The 16,366-nt window shown below is 59.6% G+C and carries 14 protein-coding genes; 3 read left to right on the top strand and 11 right to left on the bottom strand.

Annotation, left to right across the window (positions count from 1 at the left end):
• Positions 1-13: 13 nt before the first annotated feature.
• From QSV77_RS08840 to QSV77_RS08830, 3 genes are all read right to left on the bottom strand, one after another.
• Entirely contained in the window at positions 14-1,666 is a 1,653-nt protein-coding gene (locus QSV77_RS08840; protein ID WP_302733171.1) for a thiamine pyrophosphate-binding protein, read from the bottom strand.
• The gene (locus QSV77_RS08835; RefSeq protein WP_142840292.1) at positions 1,663-2,865 is read right to left on the bottom strand and encodes a CaiB/BaiF CoA-transferase family protein; all 1,203 of its coding nucleotides are present in this window, start codon (positions 2,863-2,865) and stop codon (positions 1,663-1,665) included. Before QSV77_RS08835 ends, QSV77_RS08840 begins: the two co-directional genes overlap by 4 nt.
• A 168-nt stretch (positions 2,866-3,033) precedes the next feature.
• Positions 3,034-4,014: an alpha/beta fold hydrolase gene (locus QSV77_RS08830; protein WP_302733908.1), complete on the bottom strand. Its 981-nt coding sequence runs from the start codon at positions 4,012-4,014 to the stop codon at positions 3,034-3,036.
• Positions 4,015-4,161: 147 nt separating this feature from the next.
• On the opposite strand from QSV77_RS08830, the gene ettA reads away from it, so the two are divergent.
• From ettA to metF, 3 genes are all read left to right on the top strand, one after another.
• A complete protein-coding gene (ettA, locus tag QSV77_RS08825) occupies positions 4,162-5,811 on the top strand; it encodes an energy-dependent translational throttle protein EttA (protein WP_046798039.1) in 1,650 nt (549 codons plus the stop codon).
• Between the two features lie 160 nt (positions 5,812-5,971).
• Complete coding sequence (locus QSV77_RS08820) at positions 5,972-6,985, top strand: metalloregulator ArsR/SmtB family transcription factor (RefSeq protein ID WP_142840290.1); 1,014 nt, start codon at positions 5,972-5,974, stop codon at positions 6,983-6,985.
• 1 nt (position 6,986) lies between these two features.
• On the top strand, positions 6,987-7,880 hold the full coding sequence (gene metF, locus QSV77_RS08815) for a methylenetetrahydrofolate reductase [NAD(P)H] (protein ID WP_161991240.1): 894 nt from the start codon (positions 6,987-6,989) through the stop codon (positions 7,878-7,880).
• 465 nt (positions 7,881-8,345) lie between these two features.
• On the opposite strand, the gene QSV77_RS08810 is transcribed toward metF, so the two are convergent.
• From QSV77_RS08810 to QSV77_RS08775, 8 genes are all read right to left on the bottom strand, one after another.
• On the bottom strand, positions 8,346-9,572 hold the full coding sequence (locus QSV77_RS08810) for a lytic murein transglycosylase (protein WP_046798042.1): 1,227 nt from the start codon (positions 9,570-9,572) through the stop codon (positions 8,346-8,348).
• Positions 9,573-9,695: 123 nt separating this feature from the next.
• Complete coding sequence (locus tag QSV77_RS08805) at positions 9,696-10,475, bottom strand: GH25 family lysozyme (RefSeq protein ID WP_142840289.1); 780 nt, start codon at positions 10,473-10,475, stop codon at positions 9,696-9,698.
• A 252-nt stretch (positions 10,476-10,727) separates the two neighbouring features.
• Positions 10,728-11,444 carry a class I SAM-dependent methyltransferase gene (locus tag QSV77_RS08800; RefSeq protein WP_302733168.1) on the bottom strand — a complete coding sequence of 239 codons (717 nt, stop codon included), beginning with the start codon at positions 11,442-11,444 and terminating at the stop codon, positions 10,728-10,730.
• Positions 11,441-12,691, bottom strand: a complete 1,251-nt coding sequence (locus QSV77_RS08795; RefSeq protein ID WP_046798044.1) for a DUF3419 family protein — start codon at positions 12,689-12,691, stop codon at positions 11,441-11,443. Before QSV77_RS08795 ends, QSV77_RS08800 begins: the two co-directional genes overlap by 4 nt.
• A gap of 258 nt (positions 12,692-12,949) precedes the next feature.
• Positions 12,950-14,032 (bottom strand): lytic transglycosylase domain-containing protein, encoded by a 1,083-nt coding sequence (locus QSV77_RS08790; protein WP_302733166.1) that lies wholly within the window; start codon positions 14,030-14,032, stop codon positions 12,950-12,952.
• A 125-nt stretch (positions 14,033-14,157) separates the two neighbouring features.
• Positions 14,158-14,793 (bottom strand): LysE family translocator, encoded by a 636-nt coding sequence (locus tag QSV77_RS08785; RefSeq protein ID WP_269703204.1) that lies wholly within the window; start codon positions 14,791-14,793, stop codon positions 14,158-14,160.
• Positions 14,794-14,844: 51 nt separating this feature from the next.
• On the bottom strand, positions 14,845-16,056 hold the full coding sequence (locus QSV77_RS08780; protein WP_302733165.1) for a pyrophosphate--fructose-6-phosphate 1-phosphotransferase: 1,212 nt from the start codon (positions 16,054-16,056) through the stop codon (positions 14,845-14,847).
• Positions 16,057-16,080: 24 nt separating this feature from the next.
• Entirely contained in the window at positions 16,081-16,350 is a 270-nt protein-coding gene (locus QSV77_RS08775) for a hypothetical protein (RefSeq protein WP_269703200.1), read from the bottom strand.
• Positions 16,351-16,366 lie beyond the last annotated feature (16 nt).

Genomic DNA, 16,366 nt, shown 5'->3' with positions numbered 1-16,366 from the left:
TCCATGCGTCATGTCAGCTTTTTGTCCTGATCTGTGTCAGCGTGCGCGTTGGCGTGATCGCTTCCGGGTCCAGCGTCACCTCGATGATGGCGGGCTTGCCGCTTGCACGCGCCCGCTCGAAGGCAGCGGCGAAGTCTTGCGTTCTTTCCACCGTTTCGCCGTGGCCGCCATAGGCTTTGGCAAAAGCGTTGAAATCGGGATTGACGAGATCGGTGCCGCTGACACGGCCGGGATATTCGCGTTCCTGATGCATGCGGATGGTGCCATAGGTGCCGTTATTCACCAGTACGGTGATGATCGGCAGGCCATAGCGCACGGCGGTGATGAATTCCTGCCCGTGCATCATGAAGCAGCCATCACCGGCAAAGCAGATCACCTCCCGCTCCGGGAACAGGTGCTTTGCGGCAACCGCTGCCGGCAGGCCATAACCCATCGAGCCGGAGGTCGGCGCCGATTGCGTGTTGAAGCGGCGGAAGCGGTGGAAGCGGTGCACCCAGGTGGCATAGTTGCCGGCGCCATTGGTGAAGATGGCGTCCTCAGGCACATTGGCCTCGATCCAGTCCATGATCGGCCCCATCTGCACGGCGCCTGGGCCGGTCTGCGGCGGCGTGGACCAGTTGAGGTAAGCCGCGTGTATGGCGGCCGTGCGTTCGGCCCATACGGCGTTTGCCGGAAGCGAGATGGAGGAGAGGGCGGCGACGAAATCATCCGGCGCGGCGCAGATCGCGAGATCGGGACGGTAAACGCGGCCAAGCTCTTCGGCTTCCGGATAGATGTGGATGAGTTTCTGCGACGGGTAGGGGATGTCGAGCAGCGTATAACCGGAGGAGGGCATTTCGGAGAGGCGGCCGCCCAGCAGGACCACGAGATCGGATTCCTTGATCTCCTTTGCCAGCGCCGGGTTGATGCCGATGCCGACATCGCCCGCATAGGAAGGGCTCAGATGATCGAACAGCATCTGGCGGCGGAAGGAACAGCCGACGGGCAGCTTGTGGTTTTCGGCAAATGCCCTGAAGCTCACCACGCTTTCCTCGGACCAGCGCGTGCCGCCGATAATGAAGATCGGCCGTTTTGCCTCGCCCAGCATTTTCGCGAAGGCCGCGATCTGTGACGGGCCGGGATGCGCTTCGACTGATGTGTAGGGCTTTGCCTCGGGCGCTTCGACCTCTTCCACCAGCATGTCTTCGGGCAGCGTCAAAACCACCGGGCCAGGGCGGCCGGAGGTGGCGACAGTGAAGGCGCGGGTGACGAATTCGGGGATGCGGCGGGCATCATCGATCTCGCCCACCCATTTGGCGAATTCGGTGAAGGCGCGGCGATATTCCACTTCCTGAAAGGCTTCGCGCTCGCGGGCTTCGCGCTGCACCTGGCCAATGAACAGGATCATCGGAATGGAATCCTGCCGTGCGATGTGCAGGCCGGCCGAGGCGTTGGTGGCACCCGGACCGCGGGTCACCATGCAGATGCCGGGTTCACCCGTCAGCCGGCCCCAGGTATCGGCCATCATGGCGGCGCCACCTTCCTGGCGGCAGACCACGGTTTCGATGCCGCTTTCATAAAGCGCGTCCAGCACCGCCAGATAGCTTTCGCCCGGAACGCAGGAAACGCGGGAGACACCATTGGCCTTCAGCGCTTCGACGATCAGTTGCCCACCGGTTCTTTTCATGGCGTCGTGGTCCTTTCGATGTTTTCCAGTTCGGCCAGCACCTGCGCCTGATGTTCGCCGAGCTTCGGGCTCGGGCGTTCATAGTGCAGCGGCGTCTGTGACATTATAATCGGTGTTCGCACACCGGGGATGACCGTGCCATCCTGAGCTTCGAGATCAACACGCAGGCCGCGTGCCTGAACCTGTGGGTCGGCGAACATTTCCTCGATGGAGTTGATTGGCCCGGCCGGCACGGCATTCTGCTCGCAAGCGGTCAGAAGATCGCGCTTCTGCCATTTCAGCGTTTCGGTGGAAATGATCTGCCGGACTTCGACCTTATGCGCCACGCGGGTCTTGTTCGTCGCGTAACGCTCGTCATCCGCTATCGCGCCTATGCCGAGGATATTGCAGAGGCGGCGGAACTGGCCGTCATTGCCAACCGCGAGGATCAGGAAGCCATCGGCCGTCGGCACCACCTCATAGGGGGAAATATTCGGATGGGCATTGCCAAGCCGGATGGGCGGCTTGCCGGAAATCAGGTAATTCATGTTCTGGTTGGCGAGCACGGCCGACTGCACATCGAGAAGCGCCATGTCAATATGCTGGCCTTCGCCTGACCGTATGGCGTGGATCAGCGCGGCCTGAATGGCTGTCACGGAATAGATGCCGGTAAAGATGTCGGCAACAGCTACGCCAGCCTTCATCGGCTGGCCATCCGGTTCGCCTGTTATCGACATGAAGCCCGACATGCCCTGCACGATATAGTCGTATCCGGCGAAATCGGCATAAGGCCCGGTCTGGCCGAAGCCGGTGATGGAGCAATAGATCAGCTTCGGATTGAGCACCTTCAGGCTCTCGTAATCGAGGCCGTATTTGGCAAGCCCGCCGCGCTTGAAGTTTTCGATGACGACATCGGCGGTGCGCACCAGCCGGCGCACCAGCTCGCAGCCCTCAGGCGTCTTCAGATCGGCAATGATGGAGCGTTTGCCGCGATTGGTGGCGTGATAATAGGCGGCGGAGAGGTTTTCGCCTTCCGCGCCTTCAACGAAAGGCGGTCCCCATGTGCGGGTGTCGTCGCCGCCTTCGGGGTTTTCCACCTTGATGACGTCAGCGCCCATATCGGCCAGCATCTGCCCCGCCCAGGGACCGGCCAGAACACGCGCCAGCTCGATGACGCGAATGCCTGATAGTGGCGGTTTCCTGTTCGGCATGTCGGTCATCTGTCCCCCGGTCTTTTGTGCCTGCCGGTTATAGACCGCGCCTTGCCCCGCCGCATGTGATTTTATCTCATGGACTTATTCCGTTTTGGAACGGCACCAAACTGGGGCTGACACGGCAGCTTCGACATTCGTTTTGTTTTGAGACTCCCCTAATTCCGCCATTCCGGCTCAAGGCCGGAATGGCGGGGAGGGCGTTTTACTGTCATCCACGACGCGGCCGCACCAGGCGGCGAAATCCGCCGCTACCGCCTGCCAGCCGATCTCGTTCAGGGTCTCGTGCCGCATGCCCTTGTAGATGGTGTGTTCGACATGGCTGAAACCTGCCTCCCGAAACCGCTCTGCGAGCCAGACGATCTCCCTGCCATCATTGGTCGCGGCGTCCTGATCGCCGCTGACGAGCAAAAGCGGCAGTGTCTTCGGCAGGCGCTCAATGAGTTTCGGGGCGCGATAAGAGAGTTCGAAGACGTCCTGCCACAGGGAAACGCTGGCCTCGAACTGGCAGAGCGGGTCTTGCACATAGGCGTCCACTGCCAGCCTGTCATGGCTCAGCCAGTCGGCATGGGTGCGCTTTTCCGGCATTTTTGCATTCCAGGCGCGAAAGGTTGCTTTCGGCAGGATGGCGCTTGGCACATCGGAGCCTTTCAGCATTTTTTCAAGCCGCAGCACCACCTGCGCGAGGCGGCCCATGACACCGGGATTGAGATTGGAATTCCAGATCGACAGGCCATCGAAGGCATCCGGATTGCTGACGGCGGTGTTGAGCGCCACGAGGCCGCCCATGGAATGGCCGAACAGGATGACCGGCAGGCCGGGATGTCTTTCTCCGACCATGACCCGCATCGCCATGACGTCGGCGACCACTTTTTCGGCGCCATCCTTCCAGGCGAAGCGGCCGATCGGTGCGTCCGCCGCTTTCGTGCGGCCGTGGCCGCGATGGTCGTGGGCATAGACCTCGAAGCCCTGCTGCGACATGACGTCGGCAAAACGCCGGTAACGGCCCGCATGCTCCACCAGGCCATGGCAGATCATCAGCACACCGCGGGCCGGGACAAGGGCGGAAGGCTGGTGGCGAAAGGCGATGGATGCGCCGGAGGGAGCGTCCAGTCTCTGGATCTGGCTGAACGCGAAGTTATCGGTCGTCTCATTCATCATCGCACCCATCGTGTCATCACGCAGCTTGTCATAATCATGGGGTCATAATCGTGCCAGAGGTTGCCCCACGGTCCTATTTACCCTACATAGCGGCAAATTTCCCGATACGTACTCTTAAAAATCCGATGTGGAGCATTCGCTACAATGGCACGTCAATTCATCTATCACATGGCTGGGCTGAACAAGTCCTATGGCGCGAAGAAGGTTCTGGAGAACGTCCATCTCTCCTTCTACCCCGATGCCAAGATCGGTATTCTCGGCCCGAACGGCGCTGGTAAGTCGACCGTTCTGAAAATCATGGCCGGCCTCGACAAGGAATATACCGGTGAGGCCTGGCTCGCCGAAGGTGCGACGCTCGGTTATCTCGAGCAGGAGCCGAAGCTCGACGAAAACAAGACCGTGATGGAAAACGTCATGGAAGGCGTGGCGAGCAAGACGGCGATCGTCGACCGCTACAACGAACTGATGATGAACTATTCCGACGAAACGGCGGATGAGGGCGCAAAGCTTCAGGACATGATCGACAGCCAGAACCTGTGGGATCTGGAAAATCAGGTCGAAATGGCCATGGACGCCCTGCGTTGCCCGCCTGGCGATTCGCCCGTGACCGGCCTTTCGGGTGGTGAGCGCCGCCGCGTGGCGCTTTGCAAGCTGCTGCTTTCGCAGCCCGACCTGCTGCTGCTCGACGAACCGACCAACCATCTGGACGCCGAAACCATCGCGTGGCTGGAAAAGCACCTGCGCGACTATCCCGGCGCCGTGATGATGATCACCCACGATCGCTACTTCCTCGACAACGTGACCGGCTGGATTCTCGAGCTCGACCGCGGTCGCGGCATTCCTTACGAAGGCAACTATTCCGCCTATCTGCAGGCAAAAGCCAAGCGTATGCAGCAGGAAGCCCGCGAAGACGCCTCGCGCCAGAAGGCCATCAGCCGCGAACAGGAATGGATCGCTTCCAGCCCCAAGGCTCGCCAGACGAAGTCCAAGGCGCGTATCCGCGCTTATGACGAGCTGGTGGAAGCCGCTGAAAACCGTCGTCCCGGCGACGCACAGATCGTCATCCCCGTCGCCGAGCGTCTGGGCCGTGTCGTTATCGAGGCGGAAAACCTCACCAAGTCCTATGGTGACCGGGTGCTGATCGAAAACCTCACCTTCAAGCTGCCTCCGGGCGGCATTGTCGGCGTCATCGGTCCGAACGGTGCGGGCAAGACCACACTGTTTCGCATGATCACCGGTCAGGAACAGCCCGATAGCGGTTCGGTGACTGTCGGTGAAACGGTGCAGCTGGGTTATGTCGACCAGAGCCGCGATACGCTGGCGGGTGATAAGACCGTGTGGGAAGAAATCTCCGGCGGCAACGACATCATCAAGCTCGGCAAGTTCGAAGTGAACTCGCGCGCCTATTGCGGCGCCTTCAACTTCAAGGGCGGCGATCAGCAGCAGAAGGTCGGCAATCTCTCCGGCGGTCAGCGCAACCGCGTTCACCTTGCCAAGATGCTGAAGGCCGGCGGCAACGTGCTACTGCTCGACGAACCGACCAACGACCTTGATACGGAAACGCTGGCGGCGCTTGAAGAAGCGCTGGAAGCCTTCGCCGGTTGCGCCGTTATCATCAGCCACGACCGCATGTTCCTCGACCGTCTGGCCACCCACATCCTCGCTTTTGAGGGTGACAGCCACGTGGAATGGTTCGAAGGCAACTTCGAAGACTATGAAAAGGACAAGGTCCGCCGCCTCGGCCCGGAAAGCATCAAGCCCGGCCGGGTGAGCTACAAGCGCCTGACGCGCTAATCCTTTTCCACATCGCTTCAGAAAGGCCCGCCGCAAAGCGGGCCTTTTCTCATGTAATAAGTGGACTTGATGGCGGCGCACCACAGTTTGCGCTTGCATCCAGCCCCACATCGACATAAAGATATCTTTATATGTTGATTAGCTTGCGAGGCGCGGCAGAGTGGCGTTCGGTTTAGACAAATTGGTGGATCTTTTGAAGGCGGCGGGTGAACCGACGCGCTTTCGGTTGCTGGCGCTTCTGGCTGCCGGTGACCTGACGGTTACCGATCTTACCGAAATCCTTGGACAGTCGCAGCCGCGCATCTCCCGTCATCTGAAGCTTTTGACGGAAGAGGGGCTGATCGAGCGTTATCAGGAAGGTGCCTGGGCCTATTTCCGTCTGCGGCAGGATGGTGAGCCCGCCGTTGTGGTCAGGCAGCTGCTTGGTGCTGCATCGCCCTCCGATGCCGTTCTCCAGCGTGACAACGAGCGGCTTTCTACCGTCAAGCGGGTGCGGGCGGAGCGGGCGCAGGATTATTTCAGTCGCAACGCGTCCGCCTGGGACGAGTTGCGCCGGCTGCATGTGAGCGATGAAGCCGTGGAAGGCGCGTTGCTGAAGCTTGTCGGCACCACGCCCGTCGATTCGCTTCTCGACCTCGGCACGGGCACGGGCCGCATTCTCCAGCTTCTGAGCGGCATCTATCGCCGGGCGATCGGCGTCGATGCCAGCCGCGACATGCTGTCTGTGGCGCGCGCTAACCTCGACAAGGCGGGTGTGGTCAATGCGTCCGTCCGCCATGGTGATATTCTCAACCTGCCGCTGGAAGGACAGGATTTCGATCTGATCGTCATCCATCAGGTGCTGCATTTTCTTGACCAGCCGGAAATCGCGCTTTCCGAAGCCGCGCGTATGCTGCGTCCCGGCGGGCGGCTGATCGTCATCGATCTTGCACCGCATTCCTTTGAATATCTGCGTGACGAGCATGCGCATGTGCGGCTCGGCTTTTCGCATCCGTTGATGGAAGAATGGCTGAAAAAGGCCGGGCTTGCGCCTGACCGCGCCGTCGATCTTCATTCTGAAAGGGCGTCCGAGGAGTCTCTGGACGTGACGATATGGGTTGCCCGCGACCAGCGGCTGCTGATGGCAGACGATGTGGTGCAAGAGGCGGTTTTACTTGGCTCCCGGAGGGCATGATATGTTGAGGTCGGAAACCGCGCGCCGTGATGGCGATATCCGGTTATCTTTCGAGTTTTTCCCGCCCAAAAATGCCGAGATGGAGACCCATCTCTGGGAAACGGTTGCCGAGCTGAAAAAATGGAACCCGGATTTCGTGTCCGTCACCTATGGCGCGGGCGGTTCCACCAAGGCGCCGACGCTGGATGCGGTGCGCCGGATGATCGGCGACAGCCATCTGCCGACAGCTGCGCATCTGACCTGCGTGGATGCCAGCCGTGACGATGTGCATCAGGTTGTCGAAGAGTTTCGCAATGCCGGCGTTCGCCATTTCGTGGCGCTGCGCGGCGATCCCTCCACCGGCATCGGTACGGCGTACAAGCCGCATCCGGAAGGTTATGAAAACGCTGCTGCACTGGTGAAGGGCCTGCGCGAGATCGGCGATTTCGAGATTTCCGTATCGGCCTATCCGGAGAAGCATCCTGAAAGCGCAAGCGAGGCGGTTGATATCGACATGCTGAAGCGCAAGGCGGATAATGGCGCGACCCGCGCGCTGACGCAGTTCTTCTTCGATAATGACGTGTTCGAACGTTATATGGAGCGGGTGACGGCGGCTGGTATCACCATTCCGGTGGTGCCGGGCATCATGCCGATCCAGAACCTTACCCAGCTCAAGCGTTTTGCCGGTCGTTGCGGCACCAGCGTTCCCGGTTTTCTGGATGAGCGTTTCGAAGGTTATGATGAAGACCTTGAAGGGCGCGCTCGCGTGGCTGCCGAAGTTGCTGCCGAGCAGATCGCCGATCTGCAGCGGCGCGGCGTGAACGAATTCCATCTCTACACCATGAACCGCGCGCCGCTGGTTGAAGCGGTGCTGGAAAATCTCGGGCTGGAACGTCTGCGCCGCAGCGCCGCCTGATTTTTAAAAACTCTATTTTCGACATGAAAAAAGCGCAGACCCGAAAGGATCTGCGCTTTTTAAATTCGTGTCATCTACGGTTCTTATCTGCGTTTGGTCTTCACGTCTCGTCAGATGAAAAGCATCATCGCTACGAACAAAAACGCCAAACCGACTGCCAAGGCATTGAGAGATTTTGTAAGTCCCATGGGTGCCTCCTGTTGTTGACAGGTTCGATAATATGACCGTTTTGTGGCAGTTGAAAAGCGGTTTCTGTGATGCAGTGCAGCACGCTTTGAGGCGGCATAAAAAAGAAGATTCTGTAATTATCTGAAAATAAAAGATTATTTCTCTTTCACGCAGTGCTTCATACGTTTAAAAAAAGTAAATGACCGGGGTGTTATCCCCAGTCATCCAGTCGAGATTAACGATTTCGCCTTGATTCCGTCGGACAGATTAAAGGCCCGACGGCGTCGTTAAGATTGCTTAAAGCGCCTGCAGAAGTGCGGCTGACGGCCAGCCATCCGCGGGCATGCCGAGGCGCTGCTGTTCCTTCTGGATGGCGACACGGGTGCCGGAACCCAGAATGCCATCGACCTTGCCGACATTGTGCCCGCGAGCCTCAAGCTTGGTCTGAAGTTGCTTCATCGTCGCGTCATCGAAGCCCGGCTCGGGATTGCCCTTGTTGTAGACGGGAGAACCCATCAGGCGGGTGGCGAAATAGGCGGCCGAAGTCGTGTAGATGAACGACTGGTTCCATTCCAGATAGATGTTGAAATTCGGATAGGTGATGAAGGTCGGCCCCTTGCGGCCCTGAGGCATGATGAGCGCTGCGGGCAGGGAGGCAAAGTTTTTGTTGCCGTCACGCGGCGTCACGCCAAGCGCGAACCATTCACCGGCGGTGAGCGGACCGCCGAGGCCGGATTTTTCCCATGGCAGGTTCTCCGGCAGGGAGACTTCCTGAATCCACGGCTCGCCCTTCTTGAAGCCGAGATGCTGGATGAATTTCGCAGCCGTCAGGATGGCATCCGGGGCGCTATCCTTGACGTTGATGTGGCCGTTGCCATCACCGTCAACGCCGAAAGCAATGATGTCCTTGGGCAGCATCTGCACCTGGCCGATTTCACCGGCCCATGCGCCAGTGTTGGCGGCAGGGTCGAGATCGCCATGCTGAACCATTTCAATGAGCGCCAGCAGCTGCGGACGGAAAAGTTCCGGGCGGCGGCAATCATGTGAGAGGGTCACCAGCGCGTTGCGGGTGTTGAAGTCACCCTGGACGGCGCCGAAATCGGTTTCCATGGCCCAGAAAGCGGCGATGACGCCAGCCGGTACGCCATATTCACTTTCGGCGCGGGCGAAGGTGGAGGAGAGCTCCTGCAGCTTCCTGCGGCCGATATCCAGACGGGCCTGGCTGACGGTGCGCTGGGAGAATTCCAGGAAGGTCTGGCGGAAGACGCCCTGTGCCCGGTCACGCGAAAGCACTTTCGGATCGATCTGGGCGCCGGCAAGCGCCTTCTGGATCGCGTCGGCCGGAATGCCCTTGGCCAGCGCATCGGCTTTCACGCCCTCGAGAAATGCCCCGAGATCACCGCCGCAGGCGACCTGCTTGGGATCGTCAGGCGAGGCAACGGGCGGAGTGGCAAGGGCGGAGCCAGTGGAAAGGAGCGACAAAGCGGCGGCAAAAATGATGCTGCGCGACCGGAAGGTAGACATGGGAATTTCCTCAATGGGTTGTAGGCCCGCTTTACCCATATGTTTGCGACAAAAAAACGGGTCTCGCAGCCAGACGACAGGAGAGAACGCGGTTTTTTCGAATGTGTTGCTTCTTGGCCGTGTTTATTTGGCGGAAGCGACCCATTTCCGCCAGTTTTTCTCGCTGCCGGCAAAAACATTGATGTCGGTCGGGCCGTTTACGCCGGGCACAACGCCGGTTGCCGTATATTGCCAGAAGGCCCATTGGCGTTCTTCGTAGATCTTGGCCGGATGGGCTGCGACGGAGCGCACCCAGAAATGGTAATTCTTGAACTGGCCGACGAGATTGTCGCGGTGGAAATCTACCGACGTGTAGATGATCGGGCGCTTGCCGTAATGCGCCTCCAGGCGATCAAGGAAACGCTGCATCTCGGCACGCACGATGCCGGGGGCGGGCCTTGTCTTGCAGGTGGGGGAGGCGGGGTTCCATTCGACGTCGAGAACCGGCGGCAGGGTGACGGCTTCCTTCGGCACGTTGCGAATGAACCAGTCGGCCTGGGCATCGGCCGTTGAGCAGAAATAATAGAAGTGATAGGGCGCGTGGAGGATATCCGCCGCTGCGGCGCTGCGCCAATGGTCGCCGAATTTCGGATCGATGCGGTCCGATCCTTCCGTCGCCTTGATGAAGACGAAGGAAACGCCTGACTTGCGCACGGTCTGCCAGTCGACATCGCCATTCCATTTGGACACGTCGATACCGTGCACCTCGTGGCGATGCGGGTTGTTCATGCCGAAATCCTGCGGGTCGGTATCGGCGAATTTCGGCTTGGAAACGGACGCGGTTTCAAGCAGGTCGTAACTCGTGGACGTGCAGCCGCCGATCAATAGCAAAGCCGACAATAGTGCCGATAAACGCAGCCGCATTGGAACCCTGATGAAAGTGTTGTTGCCCATCCCGCAGCCGCAACATGGTGCGGCGCATCTCCCGATTTACCCATAACATGGTAAACAAACTGATATGGCAAGGGGCAACGGCCCTTTTAGGCTTCGCAAGTCGCTGTATTCGAAGCGATTTGTGGTGCGGTGGCGGGAATAACGGCAAAGCGCCGCAAAGGGGAAGTCGCGTTGGCGGGGCCACACCTTCTCTTGCCAAGGTGCCGGAATCTCTTTCGAGAATCAGGCGTCCGCCAGCATCCGGCTGATTTTCGGCTGCACTTCGGCGACCGGAAGCGTGATGACGGCCCGCCATGCGTAACCGCGGGCGATCTCTTCGAATTCAAGATTACCGTCAAAGCGGCCAGCCATATTCGCCATGATATAACGAAGATTGGCGCGCGGCGTGACGTGGAAGCGGGTGAGCCACGCCTGCAGAAGGCTGCGGAACCACTTCGGCAATTGTTCCTGCTGGCCAAAATCGACAATATGCAGGGAGCCGCCGGGTTTGAGCGCCATGAGCGCCTGTTCGATCGCCTTTTCCCACTCCGGTATCATGGAGAGTGCATAGGGGATCATGACGCGATCGAAACCGTCGGGCTGGCCGAATTCAGCGGCGCGGAAGGCGGTGGCATCGGCGACACGCAGAATGGGACGCTCGGCCTTGCCGGCAAAGTTTTCCGATGCGGTCAGCAGCATTTCGGATGAAATATCGAGGCCGAAGAGTTTCGCATGCGGAAATTTCCGGCTGGCCAAAAGCAGATTACGGCCGGTGCCACAGCCGACTTCGAGCAGCGTGCCGCCATTGGGCACATCGAGACCGGAAATGGTCCTGTCGCGGCCCAGAAGATAATATTTACGGGTCATATCGTAGATATGCCGCTGGTGGCGATACATGCGGTCCATCAGGCCCGCATGCGCGCTGTCTGCAAGACCCACATTCTCGCCGATGGTTTTCATGCCATAGCCCTCTGGTAGATATGGAAACCGCCGTAAATGGCCGATCGATCCATGGCGTTCAGCTCTTGCGAGCGCTCTTCGAGATAGACCCACTGGTTGCGGATGTCGGTGGAGAGCCGGCCTTCGATAACGCTCTTTTCGGCAGCGGTGCGGAAGATGACGCGTGCGCCGGGAGCGGCGGTGCGACTGATCTGTGACCACAATTCGTTGAGCTGCCCGTCTGTCATCCAATCCTGCGCGTCGAGGAGAATGTAGCGATCAACCCCGCTTGCCGGCTTTTTGGAAAGAAGCTCGGTATAGGTGGCGTGGTGCACAGCGACACGGGCGGTATTGTTGCGGATCGTCTCGTAATATTCCGGCTTCAGATAGGCGGGCAGGGCGCCTTCATGCGGCTCGGGATAACGGCGCGCAAAGGCCTGCCAGGCGAAATAATTGTCGCTGAGCGGGAAGTTGCAGGCAAGCTTTTCCAGCCGCTCCTTGAGCACGGCGGCAACCGTGCCGTTAGAGGAAAGGCTCGCCAGTTCGTCATATTGACGGGGCGGAATACCGAGGCCGAAGAGCGAGCTTTTGCGCTTCGTCAGCCAGCGCACCACCGGCTTGTCGAACAGGGGGGCGACCTTGCTGTCGAAAAACTGGCGTTGTTCGTCCAGCGTGCGGGTCTTGGCCATTTCGGTGAGTTTTACGCCGTGCAGGCGCGCCATCAGATGGCCGGCGCCTATGAAACGGCCGAGCAGGCCGGTGCGATAGATGTTCCGGTCGAACACCGAAATCCGGCGGCGGCCGGAGAGGGTGCGCTTCGACCAGTAGGCCTTGGTCGTATCATCGAGATGGTCGGCGATGAAGCGGTCGTAGCCATGGCTGTTGCTGCGCGTATTGGCGCGGCCGAAGTGGCGCACGACGTCCTGATGGGCGGGCAGGTGGCGGAAGGCTGCAAGCTTCAGCTTGTTGAGGGCAATATGATGCGGGTTCAAATCCACGACATCGATGCTGGCAGGGTTGCGAGAGAGATAGGCCAGCATGTTACAGCCGCCCGAACCGATGGTGACGACACGGTGGCCTTCGCCAAGCTCCATCGCTTCCATGTCGATTTCCGGGTCTTCCCAGATTTGCGGATAAACGAGACCGGAAAAAAGAACTCCGAAGAACCGTTCGGAAAGGCCGCTTTTCGAGAGTGCCTTGTGCTGGAGCAATGCGGACTTCAGTTTCGTGTTTTTGCTGAAGCCGGTCTTGGGTGCCGCACTCGTCATATGTTCACCTCTCAGTCGATTGAGAGGCGTCTACAGCCGTGACGCTACAGTTTGATGACAGGGGCTGTGGGTGAAAGCAACGAATCAAAGAGACTGTGGGAAACCATCGGCGTCTACGTTGCGAGCGGGACCTCGTTACACACGACGTCATTCTCGGGCTTGACCCGAGGATGACGGAGAGAAAATTTCAGGCGCTTTTGTCGCCGGCCTCGAGAAGCCGAATGAATTCAGGCGGCATTCTCAATGCAGCCGGAGCTATTACTTCCGCAGAACGTGCAGCATGCCCTTGCGCTTGGCATCGTAATAATAACCGCGGGCATAAAGACGGACCGCGTTGTCGCGGTTGTTATCGGCCACCACCCATGCGCCGCTCAGATATTTGACGGCGTATTTTAGGTTGGTTTCGGCATCGAACAGACCGGAGGCAGGGCCATCAAAGCCCATGGAGCGGGCCGTGGCGTGCCTGATCTGCATCAGGCCGAAGTTGCCGCTGTTATAAGCGCCGGGATTATACATGCTTTCACGCTGCACCACGCGGTGAACCAGATCTTCCGGCACATTATACATGACGGCATATTTGGAAATCAGCCCGCTCAGCTTTTCGCGCCCGGCCGGTGCCGCTTTGAGCGGCGTCGTCATCGCTTCGTTCTGCCGGATGGCGGCAAGGGCAGCGTTGGTGGGGCCGGAGGCGTAGGCGAGAACCGTGCTGTCGGGCTTCGGCAGCGGAATGACTTTCCGCTCCGCCGTCAATTCGGTGCCGATGGAGGGCGAGCCGGGCGGCGGCGGCGCGGGCGGGAAGCTGCCCTTCACGGCAACGACCTGCGGCAGATCGGCTGCGGCATTGTGGATGGTCGGCTGTGCCGCTGCACCAGCGGTTTCAATCGCGGCTGCTGCCGGAGTGACGCCTGTCGGTGCGAGAGCCGCGACCGTGGTCGGCGCGGATGTCATCACCGCAGCTTGAGCCATTTCATTCTGCTGCGGCTGCATCTGCGCGCTGATCGCGGCGGCCGCTGCGATTTCAGAGGCCGGCGGCAGGGCCACGCGTCCGCCCTTGACGGCGACTGCGGTGGGAAGTGCTGCAGGCTGGGAAGAGGTTGCCGCATCAGCGGTCTGGGTCGCCGGTGTGGCGGCTGTTGCGCCGGGTACCGTTTCGGCTGCTGCCGTCTGCGTCGATGCCTGGGCGGGTGCGGTCGCGGGGTTGACTGTTGCGATTTTCGGGCCGTTCGGACCTTCCTTCGCGGTATATTCGACGCTGGTACAGCCGCTTAATGCCAATGCCAGACCCACGGTGGAAGACAGAAGAAGTGCACTTCTTCCGCGGAATTTGCCCGAATTTCGCATGTTGCCGCCTTCGTTATGCCTGTCTCTCGATACCCCCGCGTCAAGCGAAGCAGGCAGTGTCCCGTCGAGCCTTCATTAACCTATTGTAAGGATAGCGGCAAGCCGGGACGTGGCATCGCGGTTTTTCAGGCTGCAATGCGCCTGTAACCGGCGCTGACGGCGCGGCCGGAAATGAAGTGCGTGCGGTACTTTGGCCGGATTTTTTTCTCGCCCGACATGCGGCGCACCAGCGCCAGCGTTGAGCCGGCAAACAGCGCCTGTGCGGTGAGAACGGCAAGTGCCAGAAGCAGGATTGCGGCCTGCGCCACCGCCAGCGTTTCCACGGCGTTACCAGAGGTGGAAATGAATTGCGGCAACAGCGCCAGAAAGAATGTGAAGTAACGCGGGCGCAACGCGGCAATGGCGTAACAATCGCGGAAAATGCCGCTCCATGATTTGCCCGGCAGATTGTCGTTATCGGCATTGGCCGCCTGGGCGGCGGGTGTCGCAAAAGTCCACAACAGGAACAGCATCAGCCAGCCGATGCCGGCCCATTGCACTATGCCTAAGAAGGATTGCGGCAGATAAGCCAGACCGGCCACTGGAATGGCCGAAATCGTCATGGCCGTGACGATGCCGAGCGCCCCGCCGCTGACGGAGGCGAAGATGGTTTTTTTGCCGCGGATGGCGGCATAGGAGGCGACAGAGAATACAAGTGGGGAGGGAAGTGCGAACACAACGGCACATGCTGCACAAAAAATCAGCCAGGCCTGTCCAGACATTCTCTTCCTCCTTGCCCTCCCTGTCACCGCATTAATTAGCCTATCGTAAAATTAGGCCGCTGTGAACGGTTGACCGACGTGTTCCATCACTTCGGTAAACCATTTTGCAGAAAGGTCGAAATGCTTTCCACCCTTGATACGCGGAAACTCGATGGTCCGCAATTTGCCGTTCTGGTCTTCGTCATGGCCGGTGACGCCGGAGACCTTGTTGAGCGCGCTTTCGACGGCGAGATCGACCATGCCCTGAATGAGGCGCAGATCATCGCCATTGGCGGGCGCGGAGCGGGCGAAGTAGCCTGACTTCTGCACCATGGAGCGTTCGGCGCCGATGAGGCCGGCGAATTGCTTCTGGAACCAGCCACCGACGTTGATGGTGTCGATCTTCACATGGCCGAAGGCGTCGCGCTTGACGGCTTCGCCCGAGGCTTCCCGTTCGGCAACGATCGAATCCAGGCCGGCACCTTCGGAAACGAACAGCGTAACGTAGCCGTGTCTGTCCATGATCTCCTTCAGGCGCTCGGCTTCCGCCTCTATGTCGAAAGCCATTTCCGGCAGGTAGATGCCGTCGATGTTCTTCATCTGCGTGTTCATCATCAGGCCTTCGACATATTCATTGCCGCTGGTCTTCTGGATATAGGCGCGGGCGGTTGCCGCCGTCAGCCAGCCGCAATGTCGACCCATCACTTCATGGATGACGAAAGTTTTCGGCGCAGCGCTCTGTTCGTTGCTGACATTGTCGAAGAACGACGCGCCAACTTCGGCAGCGGTCCAGGCGCCGAGAGACTGTTTGATCGGCACCACGTCATTGTCGACGGTCTTCGGCAGGCCGACGACGGTGAGGTCGTAACCATTTGCGCCGAGATAGGCGGCGAGGTCCGCGGCCGTCGTATTGGTGTCGTCACCGCCGATGGTGTGGAGAATGGTGATGCCGTCAGCGGCCAGCCGTTCGGCGGCGACGCGAAGCGGATTGTCGCCTTCCTTGACCAGGCCGCGCTTGGCGCAATCGGCGGCATTGGTAAGCTTGACGCGGCTGTTGCCGATCGGCGAGCCGCCATAACGGTGCAGCAACGGGGCCTTCTCACGCATGTCCCTGGTGATCTCGATGCGATCGCCCAGAAGCACGCCCTGATAACCGGAGCGATAGGCCACGATGTCGATTTCAGGCGCAATGTCGCTATAGCGCTCGATCAGGCCGCCGACGGCCGAAGAGAGACAGGGCGCAAGGCCACCCGCGGTCAGCATTGCGACTTTCTGTTTGGCCATCATGGCTCTCCTTTTTGCATAAACTCAAAGACATGTCTGGCAAATGGATGCGACAGCCGCGTGTAGGTGTAAAGTGAATTTATCAAGAAAAACGCCGATTTCTCGCGGCTTTTCAGCGGCTTGAGGAAACTGACCGAATATAATCGTTTCAATCCGCATCGAGGCCACCAGCTGCCTGTATCCGCTTGCGGCACCTGTGGAAAACCCCGGGCGTGCTGTTTGCCCCGCTCTTGTTCCTGAAGCAAAACTGTCGCAAAGATGAATAAAAGTTAATGCCGCCGCACTGCCGGACATATTGCATTCACGGCAA

This window comes from Agrobacterium sp. V1, from assembly GCF_030518355.1.
Classification (GTDB): domain Bacteria; phylum Pseudomonadota; class Alphaproteobacteria; order Rhizobiales; family Rhizobiaceae; genus Agrobacterium; species Agrobacterium cucumeris.
Note: the sequence above shows the minus strand (reverse complement) of the source record. Positions and strands in the feature narration are given on the sequence as shown.